Origin of the sequence: Psychrobacter sp. AT9 (assembly GCF_047272965.1) — a bacterium.
GTDB lineage: Bacteria > Pseudomonadota > Gammaproteobacteria > Pseudomonadales > Moraxellaceae > Psychrobacter > Psychrobacter glaciei.
Map to the genome: position 1 here is coordinate 118,331 of NZ_JBKOTW010000001.1, position 23,971 is coordinate 142,301.

20 protein-coding genes and 1 riboswitch are annotated in these 23,971 nt (G+C 43.9%); of the genes, 14 read left to right on the forward strand and 6 right to left on the reverse strand.

Annotated features, from left to right (window positions below; translation table 11 throughout):
* Nucleotides 1–157 precede the first annotated feature (157 nt).
* From ACMFL8_RS00490 to ACMFL8_RS00500, 3 genes are all read left to right on the forward strand, one after another.
* Nucleotides 158–1,270: a hypothetical protein gene (locus ACMFL8_RS00490; protein WP_010200740.1), complete on the forward strand. Its 1,113-nt coding sequence runs from the start codon at nucleotides 158–160 to the stop codon at nucleotides 1,268–1,270.
* Between the two features lie 212 nt (nucleotides 1,271–1,482).
* Entirely contained in the window at nucleotides 1,483–2,238 is a 756-nt protein-coding gene (locus tag ACMFL8_RS00495) for an endonuclease/exonuclease/phosphatase family protein (RefSeq protein WP_010200741.1), read from the forward strand.
* A gap of 73 nt (nucleotides 2,239–2,311) precedes the next feature.
* Entirely contained in the window at nucleotides 2,312–3,307 is a 996-nt protein-coding gene (locus tag ACMFL8_RS00500; protein ID WP_413189782.1) for an NADP-dependent oxidoreductase, read from the forward strand.
* Here the strand turns inward: ACMFL8_RS00500 and ACMFL8_RS00505 are convergent.
* From ACMFL8_RS00505 to ACMFL8_RS00515, 3 genes are read right to left on the reverse strand one after another with little or no spacing between them, the layout of a single operon-like run.
* On the reverse strand, nucleotides 3,304–3,921 hold the full coding sequence (locus ACMFL8_RS00505; RefSeq protein WP_413189783.1) for an alpha-ketoglutarate-dependent dioxygenase AlkB family protein: 618 nt from the start codon (nucleotides 3,919–3,921) through the stop codon (nucleotides 3,304–3,306). The two genes, ACMFL8_RS00500 and ACMFL8_RS00505, sit on opposite strands and share 4 nt — an antisense overlap.
* An 11-nt stretch (nucleotides 3,922–3,932) precedes the next feature.
* Nucleotides 3,933–4,823, reverse strand: coding sequence for an alpha/beta hydrolase (locus ACMFL8_RS00510; RefSeq protein ID WP_413189784.1), 891 nt, complete (start codon nucleotides 4,821–4,823; stop codon nucleotides 3,933–3,935).
* Between the two features lie 39 nt (nucleotides 4,824–4,862).
* Nucleotides 4,863–6,776: an ABC transporter ATP-binding protein gene (locus ACMFL8_RS00515; protein ID WP_413191352.1), complete on the reverse strand. Its 1,914-nt coding sequence runs from the start codon at nucleotides 6,774–6,776 to the stop codon at nucleotides 4,863–4,865.
* Between the two features lie 357 nt (nucleotides 6,777–7,133).
* Between ACMFL8_RS00515 and ACMFL8_RS00520 the strand changes: the two genes are divergently transcribed.
* The 3 genes from ACMFL8_RS00520 (at nucleotide 7,134) to ACMFL8_RS00530 (ending at nucleotide 10,123) form a co-directional block, all read left to right on the forward strand.
* Nucleotides 7,134–7,982, forward strand: a complete 849-nt coding sequence (locus tag ACMFL8_RS00520) for an EamA family transporter (RefSeq protein WP_413189785.1) — start codon at nucleotides 7,134–7,136, stop codon at nucleotides 7,980–7,982.
* A 193-nt stretch (nucleotides 7,983–8,175) separates the two neighbouring features.
* Nucleotides 8,176–9,066 carry a fructose bisphosphate aldolase gene (locus ACMFL8_RS00525; RefSeq protein ID WP_010200753.1) on the forward strand — a complete coding sequence of 297 codons (891 nt, stop codon included), beginning with the start codon at nucleotides 8,176–8,178 and terminating at the stop codon, nucleotides 9,064–9,066.
* 151 nt (nucleotides 9,067–9,217) lie between these two features.
* Complete coding sequence (locus ACMFL8_RS00530) at nucleotides 9,218–10,123, forward strand: hypothetical protein (protein WP_413189786.1); 906 nt, start codon at nucleotides 9,218–9,220, stop codon at nucleotides 10,121–10,123.
* A 263-nt stretch (nucleotides 10,124–10,386) separates the two neighbouring features.
* On the opposite strand, the gene thiC is transcribed toward ACMFL8_RS00530, so the two are convergent.
* A complete protein-coding gene (gene thiC / locus ACMFL8_RS00535) occupies nucleotides 10,387–12,336 on the reverse strand; it encodes a phosphomethylpyrimidine synthase ThiC (protein WP_413189787.1) in 1,950 nt (649 codons plus the stop codon).
* Nucleotides 12,337–12,583: 247 nt separating this feature from the next.
* A riboswitch (TPP riboswitch) is annotated at nucleotides 12,584–12,728 on the reverse strand.
* 303 nt (nucleotides 12,729–13,031) lie between these two features.
* On the opposite strand from thiC, the gene pstS reads away from it, so the two are divergent.
* From pstS to phoU, 5 genes are all read left to right on the forward strand, one after another.
* Nucleotides 13,032–14,198, forward strand: a complete 1,167-nt coding sequence (gene pstS / locus ACMFL8_RS00540; RefSeq protein ID WP_413189788.1) for a phosphate ABC transporter substrate-binding protein PstS — start codon at nucleotides 13,032–13,034, stop codon at nucleotides 14,196–14,198.
* 208 nt (nucleotides 14,199–14,406) lie between these two features.
* Nucleotides 14,407–15,360, forward strand: coding sequence for a phosphate ABC transporter permease subunit PstC (pstC, locus tag ACMFL8_RS00545; protein ID WP_010200767.1), 954 nt, complete (start codon nucleotides 14,407–14,409; stop codon nucleotides 15,358–15,360).
* Between the two features lie 76 nt (nucleotides 15,361–15,436).
* A complete protein-coding gene (gene pstA / locus ACMFL8_RS00550) occupies nucleotides 15,437–16,345 on the forward strand; it encodes a phosphate ABC transporter permease PstA (protein WP_413189789.1) in 909 nt (302 codons plus the stop codon).
* 78 nt (nucleotides 16,346–16,423) lie between these two features.
* Nucleotides 16,424–17,344, forward strand: a complete 921-nt coding sequence (pstB, locus tag ACMFL8_RS00555; RefSeq protein ID WP_194620605.1) for a phosphate ABC transporter ATP-binding protein PstB — start codon at nucleotides 16,424–16,426, stop codon at nucleotides 17,342–17,344.
* Nucleotides 17,345–17,627: 283 nt separating this feature from the next.
* The gene (gene phoU, locus ACMFL8_RS00560; protein WP_210540918.1) at nucleotides 17,628–18,410 is read left to right on the forward strand and encodes a phosphate signaling complex protein PhoU; all 783 of its coding nucleotides are present in this window, start codon (nucleotides 17,628–17,630) and stop codon (nucleotides 18,408–18,410) included.
* 241 nt (nucleotides 18,411–18,651) lie between these two features.
* Here the strand turns inward: phoU and ACMFL8_RS00565 are convergent, their stop codons facing one another.
* The gene (locus ACMFL8_RS00565; protein ID WP_010200774.1) at nucleotides 18,652–18,942 is read right to left on the reverse strand and encodes an oxidative damage protection protein; all 291 of its coding nucleotides are present in this window, start codon (nucleotides 18,940–18,942) and stop codon (nucleotides 18,652–18,654) included.
* A 183-nt stretch (nucleotides 18,943–19,125) separates the two neighbouring features.
* Complete coding sequence (argH, locus tag ACMFL8_RS00570; RefSeq protein ID WP_194620858.1) at nucleotides 19,126–20,499, reverse strand: argininosuccinate lyase; 1,374 nt, start codon at nucleotides 20,497–20,499, stop codon at nucleotides 19,126–19,128.
* Between the two features lie 239 nt (nucleotides 20,500–20,738).
* Here argH and ACMFL8_RS00575 point away from each other — a divergent pair, with 239 nt between their 5' ends.
* The 3 genes from ACMFL8_RS00575 (at nucleotide 20,739) to hemC (ending at nucleotide 23,911) form a co-directional block, all read left to right on the forward strand.
* Nucleotides 20,739–21,764, forward strand: coding sequence for a histidine kinase (locus tag ACMFL8_RS00575; RefSeq protein ID WP_413189790.1), 1,026 nt, complete (start codon nucleotides 20,739–20,741; stop codon nucleotides 21,762–21,764).
* Nucleotides 21,765–21,944: 180 nt separating this feature from the next.
* Complete coding sequence (locus tag ACMFL8_RS00580; RefSeq protein ID WP_189583566.1) at nucleotides 21,945–22,682, forward strand: LytR/AlgR family response regulator transcription factor; 738 nt, start codon at nucleotides 21,945–21,947, stop codon at nucleotides 22,680–22,682.
* Nucleotides 22,683–22,876: 194 nt separating this feature from the next.
* Nucleotides 22,877–23,911 (forward strand): hydroxymethylbilane synthase, encoded by a 1,035-nt coding sequence (gene hemC, locus ACMFL8_RS00585; RefSeq protein WP_189583563.1) that lies wholly within the window; start codon nucleotides 22,877–22,879, stop codon nucleotides 23,909–23,911.
* Nucleotides 23,912–23,971 lie beyond the last annotated feature (60 nt).

Genomic DNA, 23,971 nt, shown 5'->3' on the forward strand with positions numbered 1-23,971 from the left:
TTGCAAATTGACCCTACAGCAAGTGAGGTTTGACTGTTAGCATCAAGGGAATAGAATAAAAATATCAAACCCTATTGATAAACGATTTATAGAAAAAATGACTCATAGAAAAATTAACAACGTTGAAAGTAAATGATAATAAAACAAGGAGCAGTATATGAAAGCGACTCTTAAAAGTTTACGTGAAACTAAAGCCAATCCAGCGGTCAGTATCTTTGTTAAGACACATCGAGCGCATCCAGCCAATGAGCAAGATCCAATCGCTCTAAAAAACCAGCTAAAAGTCGTAGAAGATCGCTTAACCAAAGAATACGACAAGAGTACGTCGACAACTATCTTAGACAAGATTCATGCTAAGACCAGTGAGTTAAACCACAACTATAATCTTGATACCTTAGCCATATTTGCCAGTACTGACGATGTACAAGTGATCCGTATGCCCATCGATACCACAGAGCGGGTTGTGATTTCAGACAGTTTTGCCACTCGTGACCTAGTTCGTGATATGGCAAGTGCCGTTCACTACTATACAGTCGTGCTGACCCGTGATAAGGCTCGCCTGATCGAAGCATCAAATGATCGTGTCATCAGAGAGTTTGATAAAGATGACGATGCACAAAACAATATGGAAAGCATCGCATTCCCTGTCGAAAATAATGGTCTGCATACGACAAGTGACGGTGGCTCTGATCGTTCTGCAAGTAATGAGAGCAGCCATCTAAAAGAGTACTTTAACCAAGTCGATAAGAGCGTACAAGAGCTGTGGGGCGAGCATAAAATGCCTCTTGTCATCGTTGGCGATGCCAAAAATATCGGTTACTACAAAGAAGTCTGTGATCGTCCAGAAAACATCATTGCCACGGTATCAAATGCGACCAATCTAGAAGATGGCAGTGCACAGCATATCGTCGATAGTGTACAAGAAGCGGTAGAAGAATATCGTACGTCATTACATCATGCTGCTTTGGGTGAGATTGATAAAGCCCGCGGTGCCAACATGTTGCAGACGGATTTGCAGGAAGTATATCGTAGCGCGTTCCAAGGTGCTGGCGAGACGCTCTATGTTCGCCGTGGCTATATACAATCTGCCAAAATTGATGAAAAAGCGCAGACTCTAAGTATTGCTAATGATGCTACCGCAGAAGGCGTCACTGATGATGCGATTGGCGAAATCATTGAGCATGTGATTCATAATGGCGGTGAGGCTGTGTTTATGCCGCAAGACATCATGGGTGAAGACCAACCGATTGCTCTAGTGACTCGCTACTGATTCAAAAAAACTGGCTATCAATGATGTTCATCGACGAATTCGCCATTGATAGCATATAGGTATAATATGAGAGCATTGGTTCGATAAGAATCAGTGCTCCTTTTACATTGATGCACTTCTACATTACTAATTGACCACTCGTTTTTGATGATAAGTTTTTATGCAGTGCTATCAACTTTTACTATCTAAATACTGAGTTTATGACTGAATCTATGACTACCACCTCTTTTGTTCTAACCAGCTATAACATTCACAAAGGCATGTCGCCTATGAATCGCCAAGTGAAAATGCAAGGTATTGCCCATGCGCTTGAAGTCATAGAGTCCGATGTGCTGTGTTTGCAAGAGGTGCAAGGTCAAAACCTCAAGCGCAATATGCAATACAACGAATATCCTGACCAATCACAGCATGAGTGGTTTGGTGAGTATCTGCAGCTGCAAAATAGCTATGGCAAAAACTCAGAATATGAAAACGGTCATCATGGTAATGCCGTGCTCAGCCGATTCCCGTTAGATCCAAAACACAATGTCAATATTACCGTCAATAAGCTTGAGCAACGCGGCGTCTTACACTGTGAGGTACAGCCTATCGGTTGGGAGCGACCTGTCGTGGTATTGTGTGCGCACTTGAATTTGTTTGAGCGCGATCGTCTCAAGCAATATGAAGCCATTGCCAACTATGTGCGCAATGAGATTGCGCCTGACCAACCGCTTATTTTGGCAGGCGATTTTAACGATTGGAAAAAACTGTCTTGTGATAAGTTGGCGTCCAGTCTCGGCATGACCGAAGCTTTCAAGCATTGTCACGGCAAGCTGTCGCCCACCTTTCCAGCCAAGCTGCCCGTCCTCAGCTTAGACCGTATTTATGTACGTAATCTAAGGATTAAGGATGCATGGGTACACACTGGAAAACCGTGGTCAACGCTATCCGATCATTTGCCCATCAGTGCTGAACTGATGTTGCCATAGCGCAAACCATCTACTGAAACGCAAACCATTGACTAAAAAATAAAATAATAGAAACCCACAAGGATGATGAACCATGTCTAATACTCAAATACCAACCACTCAACAGGCGGTACTTATTCGTGAGTTTGGCGAACCCGACGTTATGAGTTATGAGGATGGTGTTGCTGTTCCTACTTTGGCGGATGAGCAAGTCTTAGTAAAAATAGCCTACGCAGGCATTAACCCTGTTGATTACAAAACCCGTCAAGGCAAAGGGTGGGGCGCTGATAATATTCGTAAAGATAAATTTGATCATGATCAGCCAGCGATTTTAGGCTTTGATATGTCAGGAGTGGTGGTCAGTAGCAATAGCGAACAGTTTGCTGTTGGTGATAAAGTCGCCGCCTTGACTTTCAATGGTGGCTGCTATGCTGAGTATGTGGCAGTCGATGCCAAATTGCTCGCCAAAGTGCCAGAGTCAGTCACATTAGAGCAAGCAGGTGCGCTGCCTTGTATCGGACAAACGGCGCTACAATTTGTAGAGTTTGCTGATATCAAAAAAGGTGAGCATGTCGTCATAAATGCGCCAGCTGGCGGCGTCGGTCATTTGTTGATCCAGTTGCTCATGAATAAAGTGGCGCAAGATAACATTAAGGTGACGGTAATTTGTTCGCCAGAAAAATATGCCAAGCTCGATACGTTAATAGACAAATCCAAGCTAACGAGCTGGATTGACTACACTAAAGAGGAGGCGTTTCCTGACTTGCAAGCCGATGTGCTGCTTGACTTGGTCGGTGGGGGTGCAGGGGTACGCGCGCTTGATGTACTCAAATCTGGTGGCCGCGTTAATGTACTTCCAACGATCTGGGTTGATAAGCTCGTCGATGCTGGTAGTCAAAAAAGCTTAAACGTGGCGGGTTATAAAGCGCAGCGTAGTGGGCAAGATATGGCAAGAGTGTTAGAACAAGTGGGCACTGGTAAGCTCAAATTACAGATTCAGCAGACGTATCCGTTATCTGAAGCCGTGGCAGCACATCGTGAGCTACAAAAAGGCGATACCTTTGGTAAGATTGTTCTAAAGGCAGACTAGTCTGGCAGCATCTGCCGAAACGTGAGACTAATGCGTCCAGTGTTGACAGTTTTAGTCTTGGTGATAGTGTGTTTCCAGTAGGCTTGTGTATCGCCATGCATGACAATAAGCTGACCAGACTCAAGATAAAGCTCGACTTTATCTTGGGTTTTTTTATGCTTAAAGACAAATTTGCGCGTGGCACCGAGCGATAGGGCAGCGATAATTGGCTGATAGCCTAACTCTTTCTCGTCATCTGCATGATAGCCCATGCCATCGCTACCTGAGGGGTAATAATTCAACAGACAAGAATTAAAGTTAGCGACAATTCCAATATTTGCTAGTTGTTGTTCGACATGCTGTTTCATGTGAAACACTGTTTCTGACCATGGGATACTTTGGCGGGCGTGTCCAGAGTAGTGATAGCTGCTATTGTTTCCACCCATCCAAACGATTTGACGCGTGGTGACATGGGTCTTGCCAAACAAAGTGACAATGTCAGCATGCCAAGGCAGTTCGCTTAGTAAGAGGTCGTAAAGCTCACGGCTCTTCTCAACAACGCTGCCCAGATCATTGAGTATCCCTTCATAAGGCAATAAGTTATCTACAGGACTAGGAGCAAATAAATCAGTCATAAGCTAAAATTTTAACGATTAAAATTCTGTAAGATAAAAGTGGCGCATTGCTTCGGTGTTTCTATAGGTAATAAATGTCCGTTCTCAGGCATAATATTAAGCTGGTTAGCGGGCACAAATTTTTGCCAATTATTACGAACTTTATCGTTAATAAAAATAGTCGGCTTGCCAATGATAAGTTGGTAAGGCACCTTGGTTTTCGCCAGCTTCTTTAATGCACCGTCGATATAAGGGATACCAAAATAATTCGCTATCTCTTGTTCGGGAGTGAATATAAATGCATAACTGCCATCGCCTTGCTGTATTAAGCTTTGTTCGGCAAACAGGTACAAGTGCTCATCAGAGATGCGTCGATAAGCGCTTTTTTCTCGTAGGTTTTTATAGAACTCATCTACATTTGCCCAAACCTTTTGCTTGGTTAAAGCGCTTTTAAAAGGTTGACGTTTAAGCTTAACGGAACGAGGTATCAGCTTATACAACAGCGCTTGCGATTTGGTAAAAGTTACCGGCTCAATCAAATACAACTCAGAGAATAGATCAGGGCGTTTGGCCGCTGCCATAGCAGTAGCGGTAGCGCCTTGTGAATGTCCAATGCCTATAACAGGACCATCTTGAGTCTGCTCTAAAAACTGAATAAGCAGATCGGCATCTTGCTCACGCGTTAATACACGGGCTTTTGGCTGGTCGTACCAATAGCCGCGCATCGCGAGCGAGCTGATGTCAAAACCAGCAGCAAGCTCTGTCAACAGGGGTTTGTAGTTACCTACTGTAAAACCATTGCCACCATAAAAGTGCGCTTTAGGGCGTTTATTTTTATTATCAGCCGATGTATTCAATGAGCTTAAATCATAATAGCGTGCCTTTTGACCACCGATATCGATACTGTTTGTGAATGCTTCCATAAAAGTAACACTGCCTTATGATTTATTATTCATCAATAATTAATTGTTTTCGCCTAAGAAGCCGCCACTTTGACGCTGCCATAAGCCAGCATAAACCCCATTTAATGCCAATAGTTCATCGTGGCTGCCTTGCTCGATAATCTGACCTTTATCCATGACCACCAGTCTATCGAGTGCGGCAATCGTAGAGAGACGATGGGCAATGGCAATAACTGTTTTGCCCGTCATAATATCATTCAAGCTTTCAGTAATGGCAAATTCAATCTCAGAGTCGAGTGCACTTGTCGCTTCATCTAAGAGTAAAATCGGCGCATTTTTTAGCATGACACGTGAGATAGCGATACGCTGACGTTGGCCGCCAGATAGTTTAACCCCGCGCTCACCCACTTGTGTATCCAGACCAGTATTGCCTTTATCATCATATAAATCTTTGATAAATTCCCAAGCCTGTGCTTGCTCAGTGGCAAGGATGATTTCTTCATCGCTGGCATCAGGGCGACCATAGGCGATGTTTTCACGGACAGTACGATGGAGCAGCGAGGTATCTTGGGTGACCATGCCGATTTGTTGACGCAAGGACTCTTGAGTGACTTCGTCAATCGCTTGCCCATCGATGTAGATTTTACCTTTATCCACATCAAAAAAGCGTAATAATAAATTCACTAAGGTTGATTTACCAGCACCTGAGCGACCCACCAAACCAATCTTTTCACCCGGTTTAATATCTAGATGGAAGCCATCAAGTAGTTTGACTTGTGAATGGGTAAGGGCTGTTCCGGCAGTATTAACCTCGTCAATGCGCTCGCCTTCGATATCATCGTTTTCACTTTCATAACTAAAGTCAACATGATCAAAGACGATATGGCCATCAGTCACTTTTAGCGTAGCAGCGTTAGGTGTATCAACGATAGTCTGCGGTGCAGATAGTGTACGCATACCGTCCTGAGCGGTACCAATGCTTTCAAATAAGCTGGCTGTTTGCCACATAATCCACTGCGTTAGACCATTGAGTCGCAAGGCCATCGCTGTGGCTGCGGCAACAGCGCCAACACCGATGTCGCCTTGCTGCCATAAATAGATGCCAATCCCAGCCGTACTACTCACTAAAACGACACTAATCAGATGGGTTGAGACCTCTAAATAGCTGACCCAGCGCATTTGTGCATGAACCGTTCCTAAGAACTGACCCATGGCGTTCTTGGCATAACCCAGCTCACGGCGTGAATGACTGAACAATTTGACAGTCATGATATTGGCGTAAGCGTCAGTGATGCGGCCAACCATCAACGCACGGGCATCAGCCTGTACGATAGCCGTCCGTTTAAGCTTGGGAATAAAGAAGCGCAACGCAATGCCAACTAGGACAAACCAGATAATAAATGGGATGAGCAATAAGCTGTCTAAGTTAAATAAGATAACACCAGTCGTAATAAAATACACGATCACGTACATAAACATGTCAGTGACCGTCATCACCGTATCGCGTACGGCTAGAGCCGTCTGCATCACCTTAGCAGAAACGCGACCAGAGAACTCATCTTGATAAAACTGCATCGACTGCCCGAGCATGTGCTGATGAAAACGCCAGCGCATTTGCATCGGAAACACACCTTGAATCGACTGAAAATGAATAAACGAAGATAAGGCAATCCAAAAGGGACTCAATAGCATGACCGCTAGCATCAAAAGGAGCATATCACCTTTTTCAGCCCACAGCGTTTGCGGTGTATAGATACCCAGCCAGTCGACGATATTACCAATCCAAGCAAACAGCATCGCTTCATAAATGCCGATACCCGCCGACAAAATCATAAAAAAGAGTAGCCAGCCACGCAAACCTTTGGTGCATGCCCATAAAAACTTCATCAGCCCGTCACGAGGTGAGGGCAATGGCATAGGCGTATCAGGAAAGGCGGGTAGACGGTTTTCAAAAAAGCGAAATAGAGCATTCATAGGCAAGGGTAGAACATCAATAGCAATACGCCAAGACAAACGCTGGCAAGCATTGTCTTGAACATTTATTTGTGTGAATAGGAAGTTACGCTATTTTAACAAAACTTCGTAATCACGCCTGCATGCTAATTGTAAATTGACAATCAATAGCTGCCTACGTTTACTACCTGTTAGCAAAAGCATTATAAATAGATTGCTGTATAAAACATATTTTGTTACATTCTATGGTTTTGTTGAGCAGAAAACATGGCTTAGGGCCTGTTCTCATTTTTGGCTAATTTAGTCGCTTCCGTTTAGGGCGTGTTTGAGTAAACGAATAATAAATACACAAAATTGCAGCTTAAAAGGTAGACGTTCATGATGTATTTAACCATCGCGGTACTATGTAGTGTCGCTGTGTCAGTACTTTTAAAAATATTACGTCAACGAAATATCGATATCCGTCAGACTATCGTCGCCGGTTACCCAGTAGCGTTCTTACTCACTTGGTTTTTATTGAAGCCAGACATCAGCGGACTTAGTCTGTTAGGAAGCGCGTGGGGGATTATCATAGCGCTTGGCGTATTGCTGCCTGCCGTATTTATCATTCTTGGGCGCGCGATTGCAGCGGTCGGCATGGTGGCAACCGATGCCGCCCAACGTTTATCACTCATCATTCCTATCGTTGCCGCATTTTTATTATTCGGTGAGATGCTGACGGGTACTCGTATATTTGGTTTGGTATTAGGGTTTTTAGCTCTCGGTGCTTTGGTTTATCGTCCACAGCAAGGCGGCATGGATAAACAGGCGCGCCAAACGCCGCTTTGGTTATTTGGCGTCTGGGTAGGCTATGGCATTATTGATATTCTATTCAAGCAAGTTGCCAAGCAAGGGTCTGCCTTTCCGCTAACCTTATTTATAAGTTTCGGGCTGGCAGGGCTGTTACTGTTTATTTATTTGCTAATCACTCGTGTGCGCTGGCAGGGCAATGCCCTCATGGCAGGAGTACTGCTGGGTGCGCTGAATATGGGTAATATTTACGCTTATGTACGAGCGCATCAAGTATTGTCTGAGTCACCAAGCATTGTGTTTACTGGTATGAATGTGGGCGTCATCGCAGTGGCAACTATCATCGGCGTTGGCGTATTTAAAGAGCGGCTCAATCGTATTAATATAGTAGGCTTGGTATTAGCAATTTGCTGTGTGGCAGTACTGTTTTTAGCTTAGGAAACACCCTAATAATTTAGCCCAAATCCATCAACGTCGTTGCGATTTATAAAATCGTTAACTTATCAGATATAGGCACGCAGGGCATCCTATGATAAGGTTGCTTAAAAACAGCAAGGCTGATATAAGCTGACAAAAAGCGATTTGCTTTGAGACACTTGACCTCAATGAATAACAATAGGATGCACACTCAATGGAATACCAGAAGCAATTACAGCGTATAAAAAATGGTTCAGGCTTCATCGCGGCGCTTGACCAAAGTGGGGGTAGCACGCCAAAAGCACTTGAAAATTATGGTGTGAGCAGCGACGATTATGACAATGATGACGCCATGTTCGATCTCGTACATGAGATGCGAGCCCGTATCATCACTTGTGAGTCTTTTGATAATGAGCGCGTGCTTGGGGCGATTTTATTCGAAGATACCATGGAGCGTGAAGTTGACGGTAAGTCGACGGCTAACTATCTGTGGGAAAACAAAAATATCGTGCCATTTCTTAAGGTTGATAAAGGTCTGGCTGAACAGATGAACGGCGTGCAAGTCATGCGCCCGATACCTGATTTAGATGCGCTATTGGACAAAGCCAAAAACTATCCAGTATTTGGTACCAAGATGCGTTCAGTAATTTATGAGCCCAATGTCGATGGTATCGAGCTAGTCGTGCAGCAGCAATTTGATGTCGCCAAGCAAATCATCTCAAAAGGCCTGATGCCAATCGTCGAGCCAGAAGTAAATATTGATGGCACTAAAAAACATGACTGTGAGCTGATACTTAAAACCAGTCTGTTGCATAATCTGGATCGTTTAAGTGGTGATCATCAAGTCATGCTGAAATTGACCTTGCCAGAGGAAGCGGGTTTTTATCAAGAACTGATTGATCATCCAAAAGTGCTAAAAGTGGTGGCTTTATCGGGTGGCTATAGCCGGAGCGATGCTTGTGCTAAGCTAAAACAAAACCCAGGTATGATTGCGAGCTTCTCACGTGCCTTTACTGAAGGTCTAAGTAAGCAGCAAAGCGATGAGGAATTTTCTGAAACCATTAACAACTCAATTGAAGATATCTTTGAGGCGTCGAAAGTTTAAGCAATAGCTATTCAAAATAAAATTTATAATCCCAGTAAACTTTATGTTTGCTGGGATTTTTTTATTGCTTTAATTCTATATTGAACTTATTATTATCCGAATTAAGTTCATCCTTTTATGAGCTTATTTATCATAAAATGGAGCTCTTCTGATGAATGTACGTTACTCAAGCTTGTTATTAGTTTCTATATTAGCTTTATCTGGTTGTGGCGGTGGTTCAGATTCAGATAGTGGTGATTCTTCTGTTACTCCGAATACTGGTAGTCCTTCTGTAGAGCAAAATACTAACACTCAACAGCGCCAAGAGCCTGAACCTTTTGCTGGCTCTTACAGTGGCGTAATCAACAGTGATTTAAAAGACATCTATAATACCTATTTATCAATGAGCACTATCGTCAATAATGATGGTGAATTTTGGATGGTATATACCAATAATGGCTTCATTTATAATGCCAATGATTTAGTATTTGGTTTGATAAATGGTAGATTTGAAAAAAGTAGTAATCCAAATTTCACCTCATTATCATCAAATGCTACTGACTATAGTTTTACCAGTAATAGTGTTGGCACAAGATCCATTGATCTTGACCTTGGCAGACAAAATGGTGCTGATTTTACTTTTTTTGAAACTGTGGTTTATGAAGATGCGTCTAATCCAGAAGGCTTTGAGGAAGAGCTTCGGTACCCAGTATTCTTAGACTACAATCAAGGAAATTCTACAGATAAATTAGAGGATTACAAAGGGGTTTACCAAGGTGCCTTAGTGACTACGAGCACGCGTAGTACTGCTAGCATGGTCACAAACGCTATCTCAAAGGGAAGGATGGGATATAGTATTGTAGATGAACAGGGTTGTATTATTGAAGGGGATATTACTTTTGACCCAAAATCTATTTATCTTCGTGTGGATGGAAACGTAGACAACTCAGCCATCACTTGTCATCTAGAAGAGGGCAAGGTACATGGCCTTGTAACTAAAGATGATGATAAGTCCAAGGTTTTGATGCTTGTTAATGACGATAACAAAGAAGCATATGTATTTAGCGTCGTTAGTTAAGCAACCAAATATCTCTAATATTCAATTAAGACCAATAAAAAAAGCTTGCCCCTAATCTAATTAGAGGCAAGCTTTTTATTTTATCTATTTTTCAGTACTTAAAATCAAACCTCTTTATACAACTGACGATTGTCAGAATGACATTTCTTGGTCATCTTCGTCCTACCTCAACGAATTTTTTCAGTACTGGCTTCACCAAGTTGTTCAATGCGCTTCGTATTCAAGTTTTTAACCAAATGACTAGCATTCGTTCAGTCGACTGTTTAAAGCATTGCTTTTTCGCTGGCGGCATTTTTATCCAGCCCCGCCGCATAATCTCGCACGTTCTGAGTGATTTTCATCGAACAGAATTTTGGCCCACACATCGAGCAAAAGTGTGCTGTCTTATGCGCGTCTTTCGGCAGCGTTTCGTCGTGATATTCACGCGCTGTATCTGGATCGAGTGCTAGATTGAACTGATCATCCCAGCGGAATTCAAAACGCGCTTTAGATAACGCATTGTCACGTGCTTGTGCACCTGGATGACCTTTGGCCAAATCAGCAGCATGGGCAGCAATTTTGTAAGTAATGATGCCATCTTTAACATCTTTTTTGTTTGGTAGACCCAAATGCTCTTTTGGTGTGACATAACAAAGCATGGCGGTGCCGAACCAACCAATCATCGCCGCTCCTATGGCACTAGTAATATGGTCATAACCTGGTGCAATATCAGTCGTTAATGGCCCTAACGTATAAAATGGTGCGTCCGCACACAGCTCAAGCTGCAAATCCATATTTTCTTTAATACGGTTCATCGCGACGTGACCCGGTCCTTCAACCATGACCTGCACATCATGCTCCCATGCCACTTTGGTCAGCTCACCCAAGGTTTTGAGTTCGCTAAATTGCGCTTCGTCATTGGCATCTTGTAAACAACCCGGACGTAGGCCATCACCCAAACTAAAGGCGACATCATAGGCTTTCATAATCTCGCAGATATCTTCAAAGTGCGTGTATAAAAAGCTCTCTTGTTGGTGCACCATGCACCACTGCGCCATGATAGAGCCGCCGCGCGAGACAATGCCCGTCAGGCGTCCGGCAGTCATTGGCACATAATCCAGCAGCACACCTGCGTGAATGGTGAAATAATCAACGCCTTGCTCTGCTTGTTCAATTAAGGTGTCGCGGAATATCTCCCACGTAAGGTCTTCGGCCACGCCATCGACTTTTTCTAGCGCTTGATAAATGGGTACGGTACCAATCGGCACTGGTGAGTTACGAATCAGCCACTCGCGGGTTTCGTGAATATGATTGCCGGTGGACAAATCCATGATGTTATCCGCGCCCCAACGTGTTGCCCACGTCATTTTTGAGACTTCTTCATCGATAGAGGAGCCGAGTGCTGAGTTACCGATATTGGCGTTGATTTTTACCAAAAAATTGCGCCCGATAATCATGGGTTCAGATTCAGGGTGGTTGATGTTGTTGGGAATGATGGCACGTCCAGCAGCCACTTCACTACGTACAAACTCAGGGGTGATAACCGTCGGCGTATTAGCACCAAAGCTCTCTCCGTCATGTTGGCGTATGTCCGTCAAGTCATGCTGCTTTTGGGTTTCACGGATGGCAATGTATTCCATTTCAGGCGTAATAATGCCGCGACGTGCGTAGTACATTTGGGTGACGTTGCCTGTTTTACCATCAACATCTTTGGCACGGCGCGGTTTATCAATGTGAGCAAATCGTAAGTTGGCAGTGCTGATATCACGCGCGCGCGTTTGTCCATACTGACTTGATAGACCTGTTAACTGCTCGGTATCTCCGCGTTCGTTTATCCAGCCTTCACGTAGTTTTGGCAGACCTTTGGTGAGGTCAATGGTGGCATTGGGGTCAGTATAAACACCTGAGGTGTCATAGACATAAAACGGTGGGTTCTGTTCCCATTCGTTCTCAGAAACGCCTTGCACAGGGGTAGGATCAAGCGTTATTTCGCGCATCGGTACTTGAATATCGGGTCTTGAGCCTTCGATGTAAATTTTACGAGAGGCAGGCAAGATACGGTGTAAGTCGCGGGCATCTTCTTCAAAGCGCGCGTCTGTTTGATGGCGATGGGCAGGGGTTTTTAGGGCATCTGCTTTTTTATCCGCTTTGCTAGCAGTCGCGTTGAGCGAAGCATTGGCTGGGATATGAGTTTGAGCAGCTTTTGTGTTCGAGGTAGTGTCTGAAATAGTCATATGCTGTCCTAGCGTGTTGGTCTAATAGTATAGGCAACACCGCCAGAATCTGCGGGGGTAAGCATACATGATACGGACAAATTCAATCGTAAAAAACCTGCTAGCGCTATCAAACCTAAACGTAGTCAGTGATCTTTCGCTGATTGAGAGACGGAACTTATTATTAACGCTATCCATCAGCACAAAAAATACTGGTAGAGGTTGGCGATAATAAAAAGGCATTTCTGCACGCCCTTTGTACTTGTATAACATAGGCTTAAGACTTCCCTGCGTCGGTACTAACCACATCAGGTTCGGCGGGTGATCTCTCAGCGAATGTATAAAGGCGGCTACTTTAATAAAGCGAATTTAATAAAGCCAGTCTTCAATACACCGCACCCCGAGTCTGTCAGTGTTGTGAATCTTATTCATACTAACAAAATTCTGCACCAACGGCTAATAGTATTTGGCTAATCATATAACAACTTAAGATGGCGTCTGATGGTTTCTATGAGTATGGTTGTATCAGGCTGTTATCTATAAATTATTGATATAATTCGTATTTATTTAAAATATAGCAGTGCTGCCTGAATATTATGTAAAGCGAATGAAAGATTGTGACAACTGTCATCAAACTGTCATAAAGATTTGGCAAGATAGCACGCATATCACAAACAATGCTTTTTCATATCGTTGTTAAACTTCAGGAGTCCTACATGCGTTATTCGTTATTAGCAGTAGCCGTTAGTTGTACATTAATGCTCACGGCATGTAATAAATCAACCGACACGGCAGAGCCCACTGCTGATACTAGCAGTAGCGCTGTTACCACGGCTGAAACCACCTCTCAAACAGCCTCTTCTGCTACCACAGGTTTTAAATCTGCTGAAAATATCGCCATGAATATCACGGGTGCAGGTGCATCATTCCCGCAGCCTATCTATGCCAAATGGTCTTATGACTACAATGGGGCAACTGGTGGCCAAGTCAACTATCAATCGATTGGCTCATCTGGTGGTATCAAACAAATTCAGTCAAAAACCGTTGATTTTGGTGCTTCTGATGCACCAATGACGCCTGAAGAGCTTGAAGAGTCTGGTCTTATTCAGTTTCCGACAGTTATCGGTGGCGTCGTGCCAATCGTCAACATCGATGGTATAGAGCCGGGCGCATTGAAGCTAGACGGTACGACCTTAGCAGATATTTATTTGGGTAAAATCAGTAAATGGAATGACCCAGCTATCAAAGCCATGAACCCAGATTTGACCTTGCCAGACGCGGCAATCACGACGGTATTCCGCTCAGACGGTTCAGGTACGACTTTTAACTTCACGGACTATCTGGCCAAAGTATCACCAGATTGGAAAGACACGGTTGGTGTTGATAAAACAGTTAAATGGCCGACCTCTGCGACTGGTGCAGGCGGTAAAGGTAATGAAGGCGTATCAAGCTACGTAAACCGTATGAAAAACTCTATCGGCTACGTTGAGTATGCATACGCTAAGCAAAACAAGATGTCACATACGGCATTGAAAAATGCAGCTGGCAATATCGTGCAACCATCAGCTGAGACCTTTGCTGCGGCAGGTGATATTGATTGGTCACAACAAGAAGGCTTTTATAAAGTCATCACGAACTCTGAGACTGACCAAGCATGGCCAATCGCTGCTGCCACCTTTATCTTAGTCCATAAGCAACCAGAGAATCCTCAGCAAGTTGCTGGCGTGTTGAACTTTTTTGACTGGGCTTACAGCCAAGGCGATGACGACGCTATGGCACTAGATTACGTACCATTCTCTGACACGGCAGTGGCCTTGTTCAAAGCAAAATGGAACGACGTAAAAGGTAGCGATGGACAGCCTGTCTATAAACCTGCTCAGTAATTCGATAGTCATTATTTAATAACGATCGAATTACCCTTTCAAACAACTATTCTCCGGTAGTTGTTTGAAAGGTTTTATCACAGCGAATTTAAGCGCAAAGCCAATGATATTTATAGCTTCTGATACTCATATCTGCTGAGTTTGTTGTGATAAAACCTGATAAATACGCTCATTTTTTAATCTTATCCTATTGAATGCTGAGACACTTATGACAGACTTAAGGTCCCAACTGGCTAAACAAAAACGTTACGATGCTTTATTCGTCAACTCCACCAAAGCATTTGCCATACTGGTATTGATGTCTCTAGGTGGTATTTTAGTGTCGCTAATTGTCGGGGCTTGGCCAAGTATTCAAGAGTTTGGTTTAGGTTTTTATACCAGCAATAACTGGGACACGGTCGCCAATGAATACGGCGCACTTGCACCCATCTATGGCACCTTAGTGACCTCATTTATCGCCATTTTGATAGCCGTGCCAGTGAGCTTTGGCATTGCCATATTTTTGACCGAAATGTGTCCTGCTTTTCTAAAAAAACCACTTGGTATCGCCATTGAGCTATTGGCTGGTATCCCCTCTATCATTTATGGTATGTGGGGTTTGTTCGTCTTCGCGCCATTCTTTGGTGATCACATCCAGCCATGGTTTATTGAACACGTCGGCCCTTTACCGATTATTGGTAAGCTGTTTGAAGGCGCGCCGATGGGACTGGGGATGTTCACAGCGTCCTTGGTGCTTGCCATCATGATTATTCCCTTTATCGCTGCCACCATGCGCGATGTTTTTTCCGTCGTGCCAGACTTATTAAAAGAATCAGCCTATGGCATGGGCGCGACGACTTGGGAAGTGATGTTCAAGATTATTTTGCCGTATACCAAAGCTGGTGTGGTTGGTGGTGTTATCTTAGGACTGGGTCGCGCATTGGGCGAGACCATGGCGGTGACTTTCTTGATTGGTAATGCCTTTAATATCAGTCCAAGCCTGTTTACCTCTGGGGTTACGATTACCTCAGCGCTGGCCAATGAGTTCGCCGAAGCGTCTAGTGAGCTGCATCTGGCGTCGTTGCTACATTTAGGCTTAATCTTATTTGTGATTACTTTCATTGTGCTGTCCATAGCGAAGCTCATGCTCATGCGCATGGATCATAAAGCAGGCAATCGCTAAGCTGACTTTATATCAGCACGACAAAGATTGATGTTGTCTAAAAAGGCTATTTAAAAAGATATGGGAAACGAATGTTATGCCTAATCAAGCTATCAGAGCTACTACCGCATTACCGTTGAAGACAAGCTTTGAGGCACGTTATAACAAAAGCCTTTATAACAAGCGTCGTCGTCTGAATAAGCTTGGATTGGGCTTTGCGTTGTCGGCGATGGCGTTTGGCTTATTTTGGCTATTATGGATTTTACTGACCCTGTTCGTTGAAGGTTTTCAAGGACTGGTACAGTTGCCAGTATTTACGGCTGATACCCCGCCACCGATGAGCGCAGGTGGCCTACGCAACGCCATTGTCGGATCAATCATGTTGGCATTTTCAGGCTTGTTTATCGGGGCACCGATTGGGCTGATGACCGGTATTTATTTGTCAGAATTTTCTCAAGGCAGTATGCTAGGCAAGGTAACTCGTTTTTTAAACGATATTTTGCTATCAGCACCCTCGATTGTGATAGGTCTCTTTATTTATGCGCTTATGGTCAAAGGCAATAACTTTTCTGGTTGGGCAGGCGCGCTGGCGTTGGCATTAATCGTTATTCCTGTCGTCGTACGTACCACAGAAAATATGCTCAACTTAGTGCCCAATAGCATCCGTGAAGCGGCCTACGCCTTGGGCACACCAAAGTGGCAACTGGTAACCAAAGTCACGATCAAAGCTGCCAAAGCCGGACTGACCACAGGCGTGTTGTTAGCCTTTGCCAGAATCACTGGTGAGACTGCACCGTTATTATTCACTGCGCTGAACAATCAATACTTTAGTACTGATATGGGTAAGCCCATTGCTAACTTGCCCAACACCATTTATCAGTTTGCCATGAGTCCTTATGACAATTGGCATACCTTGGCATGGTCAGCGGCATTACTGATTACCTTGTCTGTATTGATACTGAATATTTTGGCGCGGTTTATTGGCAACCGTGGTCACAGCAAATAACAGCTACTAAAAAATCAGGCCTTGTCGATTTTTACTTAAATTTATATCACTTTTCATTGAGTTAGGTTGGATAATATTATGAATGATGTCATCAATAAAGCGCCTAAAAAAACGGCGGTTAAAAAGTCTCATATCACCGAAGACAATCTATTAACCAACCCTTTATCGACCAGTGCACAAATGGCTCAGCCAGATGCCGCAAGCTTTAACAAGCAAACACTGCATGATATTCCACAAAATATGCCGCCTGCAAAATTGGAAGTTCGAGATCTGAATTTTTATTACGATGATTTCCAAGCATTAAAAAATATCAATATTGATATCCCTGATAAAAAAGTGACCGCGTTTATTGGCCCATCAGGTTGCGGAAAATCAACGCTGCTGCGTACCTTTAATCGTATGTATGATCTGTATCCGGGCATGCGGGCAGAAGGTAATATCAATATTGACGGTGCAAATATTCTAGACAAAGACGTCGATGTTAATTTGCTACGCGCACGAGTCGGTATGGTCTTTCAAAAACCGACACCATTCCCAATGTCGATTTACGACAATGTGGCGTTTGGTGTGCGTCTTTATGAAAAATTAAGCAAAGCTGAGCTGGACAATCGAGTGGAATGGGCGCTGAAAAAATCAGCATTATGGCCTGAGGTTAAAGACAAACTTAAAGCCTCTGGACTGTCGTTGTCTGGTGGACAGCAGCAACGCTTATGTATAGCGCGTAGTGTCGCCACCAAGCCAGAGGTATTGTTACTCGATGAGCCAACTTCTGCGCTTGATCCTATCTCTACCGGTGCTATTGAAGCGCTGATTGAAGATCTCAAAAACGACTACACCATCGCTATTGTGACGCATAATATGCAGCAAGCGGCACGGGTGTCAGACTATACGGTCTATATGTATTTGGGCGATATGATCGAGATGGGCGAGACGGATCAGATATTTACCAAACCGGCGCAAAAAGCGACGGAAGATTATATTACGGGTCGTTATGGCTAAGCGCATTGATGATTAAGTTGGGCGACGCTTAGAGTCAGCCGTCAGTCGCTTTTCATTGAGTGATAATGTCAGTCATTACGCTGATGGTTATGTACTGACCATCAAGCACTGATAATAAGACGCTGATAACAAGCAAATAGGATGAGCACTTATTGTGAGCAATCATTCGAAGTTTTTGACATTGACCGAGGTATATCGGCAGATCGGTTTTGAGCACTCAAACAATGTGCCCTTTAATAGGCACACGGTGTCATCGAAATCCAGATTTCAGGGAATACGTTCTATGCAAAATGACAAGCATATCTCTAAAAGTTTTGACCAAGATCTTGATGAAGCGATTCGACTGTTTCTGCATATGGGTGATAGCGCGGCCAATCAAGTCGCCAAGGCAATCCATGCATTGACCGATAAGAACCAAGCGCTGGCACAAGAAGTGATTGATATGGATTTTGATATCAATCGTATGGAAGTCGATTTGGACGAACATATTTTATTATTGGTTGCCAAACGTCAGCCAGCTGCCAGTGATTTGCGTTTGGTCATGGCCATCAGCAAAGGCGTGGTTGATTTAGAGCGCATCGGTGATGAAGCGGTGAAAATCGCCCAGATGACAATCAAAATTATCGCGCAAGGTAAGACTGAGTATGGGTATGCGGAAGTTCAGCATTTGAGCAACCAAGTTCGGCTGATGGTACATAATGCGCTGGAAGCTTTTAGCCAATCGAACGCTGAGCAAGCCTTTGAAGTCATGCGTAATGATAAAGTGGTCAATGATGAGTATCAGTCGGCCATTCGCGCCTTGATGACCTATATCATGGAGGACTCGCGCTACGTCTCAAAAGTCATGAATATTATGTGGGTGCTGCGTGCGCTTGAGCGTATCGGTGATCATGCGCAGAACGTGGCAGAGCTGGTTATTAACTATATCAGCGGTCAGGACGTGCGTCATTCAGACTATGCTGAGGTCGAAAAAGCGGTGCAAGAAGCCAACGATAGAATGGCTGCACGCCAAGCAAGCGCAACATCCGTTACCGATGCTGGCGCAGCAAACAAGACAGAGGATTGATAGGGTATTTAACACGCTTTATAGTCGGTGTACTCTAAAAAGAACATAGCGCTACTGGGATGCTGTCTTCAAATTTAGGTTGCGCAGCCTCTGGGAACGCAGCACGCAAGTCAAATTTATCCCAGTAGCACGTTTAAATTTATATAACAGTTTTATTTTCAACTGACTATAATCTATAAATAAAAACGCGCTATATTATTTATATAGCGCGTTTTTATTTATAGCAGAAAATCACAAATAATTAGCTTTCTGGCGTCCAACCTTGCGCGCGCTCATAATCTTCATTGTCTAAAAATTTATCACGTTGCTCGGTTAAAAACTGCTTGGCTTTAGGGTCCATCATGCTTAGATGATTTTCGTTAATCAGCATGGTTTGGTGCTCAATCCATTCTTTCCATGCTTTGTCAGAGACCGTTTCTTGCAGCTCTTGACCTTTTTTATTAGGAAAAGGTGGATGTGGCATTTTTGGCAATTCTTGCTGATATTTGCGGCAAAATACCGTATTGGCTTGTGGATTAAAACTCTCAGTCATGAGGCAGTCCTTATTGTATTATTAAATCGAATATTAGTATTCACCTATGATAACGGTCTTAGTAGATTTAGCCAAGCCTATCAGGTGTATAGAAGGTAACAGCCGCTTTATCTACTGATCTTAATAAAAAACCCGCCTAGAGAGCGGGATTTTTATTAATAGATGCTAGTTTTATTAAAGGTTTTACGCAAATACTTTTAAGCGTGCGCGACCATTAACGACGGCTTGCTTCACTTGATTGGGCGCTGTGCCACCTAAATGATCACGAGCTGCCAATGAGCCTTCTAGTGTTAAAAAGTCAAAGACATCGTCACCAATAGCATCGCTAAACTGCTGTAGCTGTGCCAAGGATAAATCACTCAAATCGACGCCTTCTTTAATACCCAAAGCGACGGCATGACCAACGACTTCATGAGCATCACGGAAAGCGACACCGTTACGCACTAAATAGTCCGCCAAATCAGTCGCTGTCGCATAGCCTTTCATGGTAGCGGCGCGCATGCTTTCTTTATTTGGAGTGATGTTTGGTAACATGTCACCAAAGGCCAATAAACAGCCGGTAAGCGTATCGACGCAATCAAAGAGCGGCTCTTTGTCTTCTTGGTTGTCTTTATTGTAGGCGAGGGGTTGGCTCTTCATTAGGCTGAGCAAGGTCATGAGTTGACCAAAGACACGGGCTGCTTTACCGCGTACCAATTCAGGCACATCAGGGTTTTTCTTTTGCGGCATGATAGATGAGCCGGTACAGAAGCGATCTGGTATCTGCACAAAGTTAAACTGCGCTGACATCCATAGGATAATCTCTTCGCTCATGCGTGACATGTGCATCATCAAGATAGAAGCAGCTGATGTGAATTCAATAGCGAAGTCGCGATCTGAGACAGCATCAAGCGAGTTTTGGCAAATGCCTTCAAAGCCCAACAGTTCAGCGGTAATCGTACGATCGATTGGGAACGTCGTGCCAGCAAGCGCGGCACTACCAAGCGGCATCTGATTGATACGGCGACGCGCGTCAACGAGGCGTTCAGTATCACGGTATAACATCTCAAACCATGCCATCACGTGATGACCAAAGCTGACTGGCTGCGCGGTTTGCAAATGGGTGAAACCAGGCATGATGGTATCAGTATGCTGCTCAGCCAAATCAAGCAAACCACTTTGCAACCGTACCAATAGTGCGATGATATTATCAGTCTCTTCGCGCAGCCATAAACGGATATCGGTGGCGACCTGATCATTACGGCTACGACCAGTGTGTAGCTTTTTGCCCACCGCACCGACGATATCTGTCAGGCGTGATTCAACGTTCATATGCACGTCTTCAAGCGCAATCGACCAGTTAAATTCACCAGCTTCGATCTCTTTCAGCACTTGTTGTAGACCGTCAATAATAGTGGCAACATCATCAGCACTTAAGATATCGCATTCTTTGAGCATGGTTGCGTGTGCAATCGAGCCTTGAATATCGTGCCGCGCGAAGCGTTGATCGAAGCCTACGGAGGCGGTAAAGGCAGCGACGAAGCTATCGGTTGCTTCACTAAAGCGCCCGCCCCACATCTGCTGACCTTGACTGCTGGTCGGGCTGTTTTGTACCGCAGCGTTTGTTATAGAAGCATCTGTGCTAAAATCAGCGACAGATGAATTTTTATTTGAATCAGGATTACTAGGGTTTGAAGAATTGGCGTTCATATCGGTCTAAGACAAATCAAGAGAATAAGAGCCCAAGTATAGCAAATGATGAGGTTGCCTTACTAGCTGCGCGCTTAGAGTTTTTTATTCCCAAGCTCATGGACGTCATGAGACCTTGGCAGTGGCTGCTTTACATCTTTTTTTGGTCGCTGTTCGTGACGGTGATTGATCGTCATGACTTGGCAACTTGGTCAGAATTTGTGATTAAATTCATGAGCCGATTTTTACAAAACACAGTAAGTATCATCCCATCATTATACCTAGTAGATTATTTACGCCCTGTCTTTACACGCATGAGCATCGTTAAAGTCAGCATTTATATTCTTGCGCTACTCATGCTAGCTTCTGCAATATCAATGACATTAGTCATGCTTATTATGATCAATGTGGGCTGGCTCGAATACGATCTGCAAGCTTTTATTATCAATGTCCTGTTTGATACCATCATTGGCGGCGGCTTTACCTTGGTGTTTCTACTGTATTTTTTACGTCGCTATCGTGAGGTTAGTGCGCTCAAAAAATCGTTTGAGTATAAATTGACTGCACAAAACGATGTGATTAAAGCACGCCTTGCCCCGCATTTCTTCTTTAATACCATTAATACTTTAGTATCCCTTATTGAGTCCAATCCCTCTCGAGCAGCCTCCTTATTGCAACACGTTTCCGCGTTATTTCGTGCCAGTTTTGAAGGTGCTCGCGAGATTAGTTTTGAAGAAGAAATCGCGCTTTGCGAGCATTATCTTGCCATTGAATCTATTCGTTTGGCGGACAAGCTCATTATCAATTGGCGGCTACCTGACGAGGATGTCATGTATGACATGGTCATCACTGCTTTGATGCTCCAAAGCGTGATTGAAAAAATGCTACTCAATGTGGTTGAAATGACCACCGAAACCATTTATATCGATATTGAAGTAACGTGGCAACAGCATCGCGTGACGATTACCATCAGTGTGCAACTGCCCAAAAAAACCTTAATGGTTCACTACGATTTGCGTCAGCACATGAATTTTTATATTCAGGCCGAACGTTTACGCGCCTACTTTGGCCAAAGTGCCGATATTCAAAGTACCGTCACTAGTAAGCAAATCGTTACTGTCATAGATTACCCTCTTCAAGACGTCAGTCTATGATTTTTATCTGGTTATATTCTCTTTAGTAACTGACCGTGGCATATTTATTGCAGCATTTATACTATTATTATTTTCGTTATTAGTTTTAAAGGATGGCGATAACAGCTTAAGGATAAATGTTATTATGTTACTGATACGATTAAAGAAATATACTAGGTACGCCGTAAGAAAGGAGTTTCCATGCGGATTGTAGTTTGTGATGATGAGCCGTTAGCACGTGAGCGTTTGGTTAGGATTGTGCAGGAGTCAGGTCATCAAGTGGTTGCGCAAGCAACGACAGGCGCAGAAGCCATCGTGGCAGTGAAAACTCAACAACCGGACATCATTTTATTAGATATTCGCATGCCTGAGATGGATGGGGTTCGCTGTGCGCAAGAGCTTGCTAAGCTTGAGCATCCGCCAGCGATTATTTTTGTCACTGCTTACGATCATTATGCGATTGCTGCGTTAAAAGCCAATGCGATCGGTTATTTATTAAAACCAGCCAATAAAGATGAACTGTTAGAGGCACTTGCTAAAGCGAAAAATCTAAACGCAGCGCAGTTAAATGAGATTCGTAAGCTCGAAGATCCAATGGCACGTCCCGTCCGTGAACATATCGCGGCACGTACCCACCGCGGTGTTGAGCTGATTAAGCTCAAAGACATTTACTACTTTACGGCTGATCAAAAGTACGTCAAAGTTCGCCATAAAGACGGTATTGTCCTCATTGACGAGACCCTAAAAGAGTTGGAACAAGAGTTTGAAGACCGCCTCTTTCGGGTACACCGTAACGCTATTATTAATCTCAGCTTTTTGGACTTTTTAGAGACCTTAGATGCGGGACAGTATCAGATACGGTTTAAAGGTATTGATGAGACGCTAGCGGTGAGCCGCCGTCACCTGCCAGCGTTACGTGAAAAAATTCAGAGTATGTAACATACCATTGTCATAGCGAAATAATCATCCCATATCATCAAACCCTTATTTATGCTTAAATAGGGGTATTTTTTTGCGTCGGCAGTCATGGTAAATGGTCTTTATCGCCATTTTATAAGGTAAATTTGCATGACTGTTTCGCATTGACATCGCATGAACATTGCACTGTCGTATCGAACTTATTGAGGCCCTTTATGAGCAATCCGCAGCAACCTGCTTTGACCACTTTAAATATCGCCACACGCCAGAGTCCGTTGGCGCTATGGCAAGCCGAACATATTCGTGATCGCCTGCTAGAGATGTATCCTGACTTGACCATTAATCTGCTAAAAATTGTCACTAAAGGTGACAAAATTTTGGACACGCCATTGGCCAAAATCGGTGGTAAAGGTTTGTTTGTCAAAGAGCTCGAGCAAGCGCTGTATGAGAACCAAGCAGATATCGCCGTGCACTCATTAAAAGACGTCCCCATGCAGTTGCCGGAAGGCTTGATGCTGGGTGTTTATTGCAAACGCGCTTCACCAACGGATGCTTTTGTTTCCAATACTTATAATAGTATTGATGAGTTGCCACAAGGTGCGGTAGTTGGCACGTCAAGCTTGCGTCGTCAGTGTCAAATCAAAGCCTATCGCCCCGATCTACAAATCAAAACCTTGCGCGGTAACGTTGGTACCCGTTTGGGTAAGCTGGATGCTGGCGAGTATGATGCGATTATTCTAGCGACCAGTGGTTTACAGCGTATTGAGCTTACCGATCGCATCCGCGGCGAGCTTGATATTGATGCTTGCTTGCCTGCGGTCGGACAAGGCGCTCTGGCAATTGAATGCCGTGAAGGTGATGACGAGGTGATAAAATTGCTTGCACCGCTCAATGATGATAAGGCTCGTATTCGCCTTATCGCTGAGCGCGCGCTAAACCGTCATTTAGAAGGTGGTTGCCAAGTGCCGATTGCGGCTTATGCCGTTCTACAAATGGCTGATGAAACAGCTGCCAACAACGATGACAATGGTAATAATGGCAACAATGATAATGGCAATGTGTTGTGGTTGCGTGGTCGTGTGGGTCAGGCCGATGGTAGTGAACTACTAAAAGCGGACAAGCGTGTCACATTAGTCGGTACGCAAGAAGAGCAAGAAATACAGGCCAATCAACTTGGTATTGATGTTGCCAAGCTCCTACTTGCCGATGGTGCTGGTGCTATCTTATCAGCGATTTATCATCCTGAATGATATTTGAGTAGATAATATTAGAATAAATAATATCTAAGCAAATGGCATCTAAGAATAGTA

Bases quoted from the DNA above. Each gene is read 5' to 3' on its own strand.
- ACMFL8_RS00490 (WP_010200740.1), top strand. From the start codon at position 158: ATGAAAGCGACTCTTAAAAGTTTACGTGAAACTAAAGCCAATCCAGCG.
- ACMFL8_RS00495 (WP_010200741.1), top strand. From the start codon at position 1,483: ATGACTACCACCTCTTTTGTTCTAACCAGCTATAACATTCACAAAGGC.
- ACMFL8_RS00500 (WP_413189782.1), top strand. From the start codon at position 2,312: ATGTCTAATACTCAAATACCAACCACTCAACAGGCGGTACTTATTCGT.
- ACMFL8_RS00505 (WP_413189783.1), bottom strand. From the start codon at position 3,921: ATGACTGATTTATTTGCTCCTAGTCCTGTAGATAACTTATTGCCTTAT.
- ACMFL8_RS00510 (WP_413189784.1), bottom strand. From the start codon at position 4,823: ATGGAAGCATTCACAAACAGTATCGATATCGGTGGTCAAAAGGCACGC.
- ACMFL8_RS00515 (WP_413191352.1), bottom strand. From the start codon at position 6,776: ATGAATGCTCTATTTCGCTTTTTTGAAAACCGTCTACCCGCCTTTCCT.
- ACMFL8_RS00520 (WP_413189785.1), top strand. From the start codon at position 7,134: ATGATGTATTTAACCATCGCGGTACTATGTAGTGTCGCTGTGTCAGTA.
- ACMFL8_RS00525 (WP_010200753.1), top strand. From the start codon at position 8,176: ATGGAATACCAGAAGCAATTACAGCGTATAAAAAATGGTTCAGGCTTC.
- ACMFL8_RS00530 (WP_413189786.1), top strand. From the start codon at position 9,218: ATGAATGTACGTTACTCAAGCTTGTTATTAGTTTCTATATTAGCTTTA.
- thiC (WP_413189787.1), bottom strand. From the start codon at position 12,336: ATGACTATTTCAGACACTACCTCGAACACAAAAGCTGCTCAAACTCAT.
- pstS (WP_413189788.1), top strand. From the start codon at position 13,032: ATGCGTTATTCGTTATTAGCAGTAGCCGTTAGTTGTACATTAATGCTC.
- pstC (WP_010200767.1), top strand. From the start codon at position 14,407: ATGACAGACTTAAGGTCCCAACTGGCTAAACAAAAACGTTACGATGCT.
- pstA (WP_413189789.1), top strand. From the start codon at position 15,437: ATGCCTAATCAAGCTATCAGAGCTACTACCGCATTACCGTTGAAGACA.
- pstB (WP_194620605.1), top strand. From the start codon at position 16,424: ATGAATGATGTCATCAATAAAGCGCCTAAAAAAACGGCGGTTAAAAAG.
- phoU (WP_210540918.1), top strand. From the start codon at position 17,628: ATGCAAAATGACAAGCATATCTCTAAAAGTTTTGACCAAGATCTTGAT.
- ACMFL8_RS00565 (WP_010200774.1), bottom strand. From the start codon at position 18,942: ATGACTGAGAGTTTTAATCCACAAGCCAATACGGTATTTTGCCGCAAA.
- argH (WP_194620858.1), bottom strand. From the start codon at position 20,499: ATGTGGGGCGGGCGCTTTAGTGAAGCAACCGATAGCTTCGTCGCTGCC.
- ACMFL8_RS00575 (WP_413189790.1), top strand. From the start codon at position 20,739: ATGAGACCTTGGCAGTGGCTGCTTTACATCTTTTTTTGGTCGCTGTTC.
- ACMFL8_RS00580 (WP_189583566.1), top strand. From the start codon at position 21,945: ATGCGGATTGTAGTTTGTGATGATGAGCCGTTAGCACGTGAGCGTTTG.
- hemC (WP_189583563.1), top strand. From the start codon at position 22,877: ATGAGCAATCCGCAGCAACCTGCTTTGACCACTTTAAATATCGCCACA.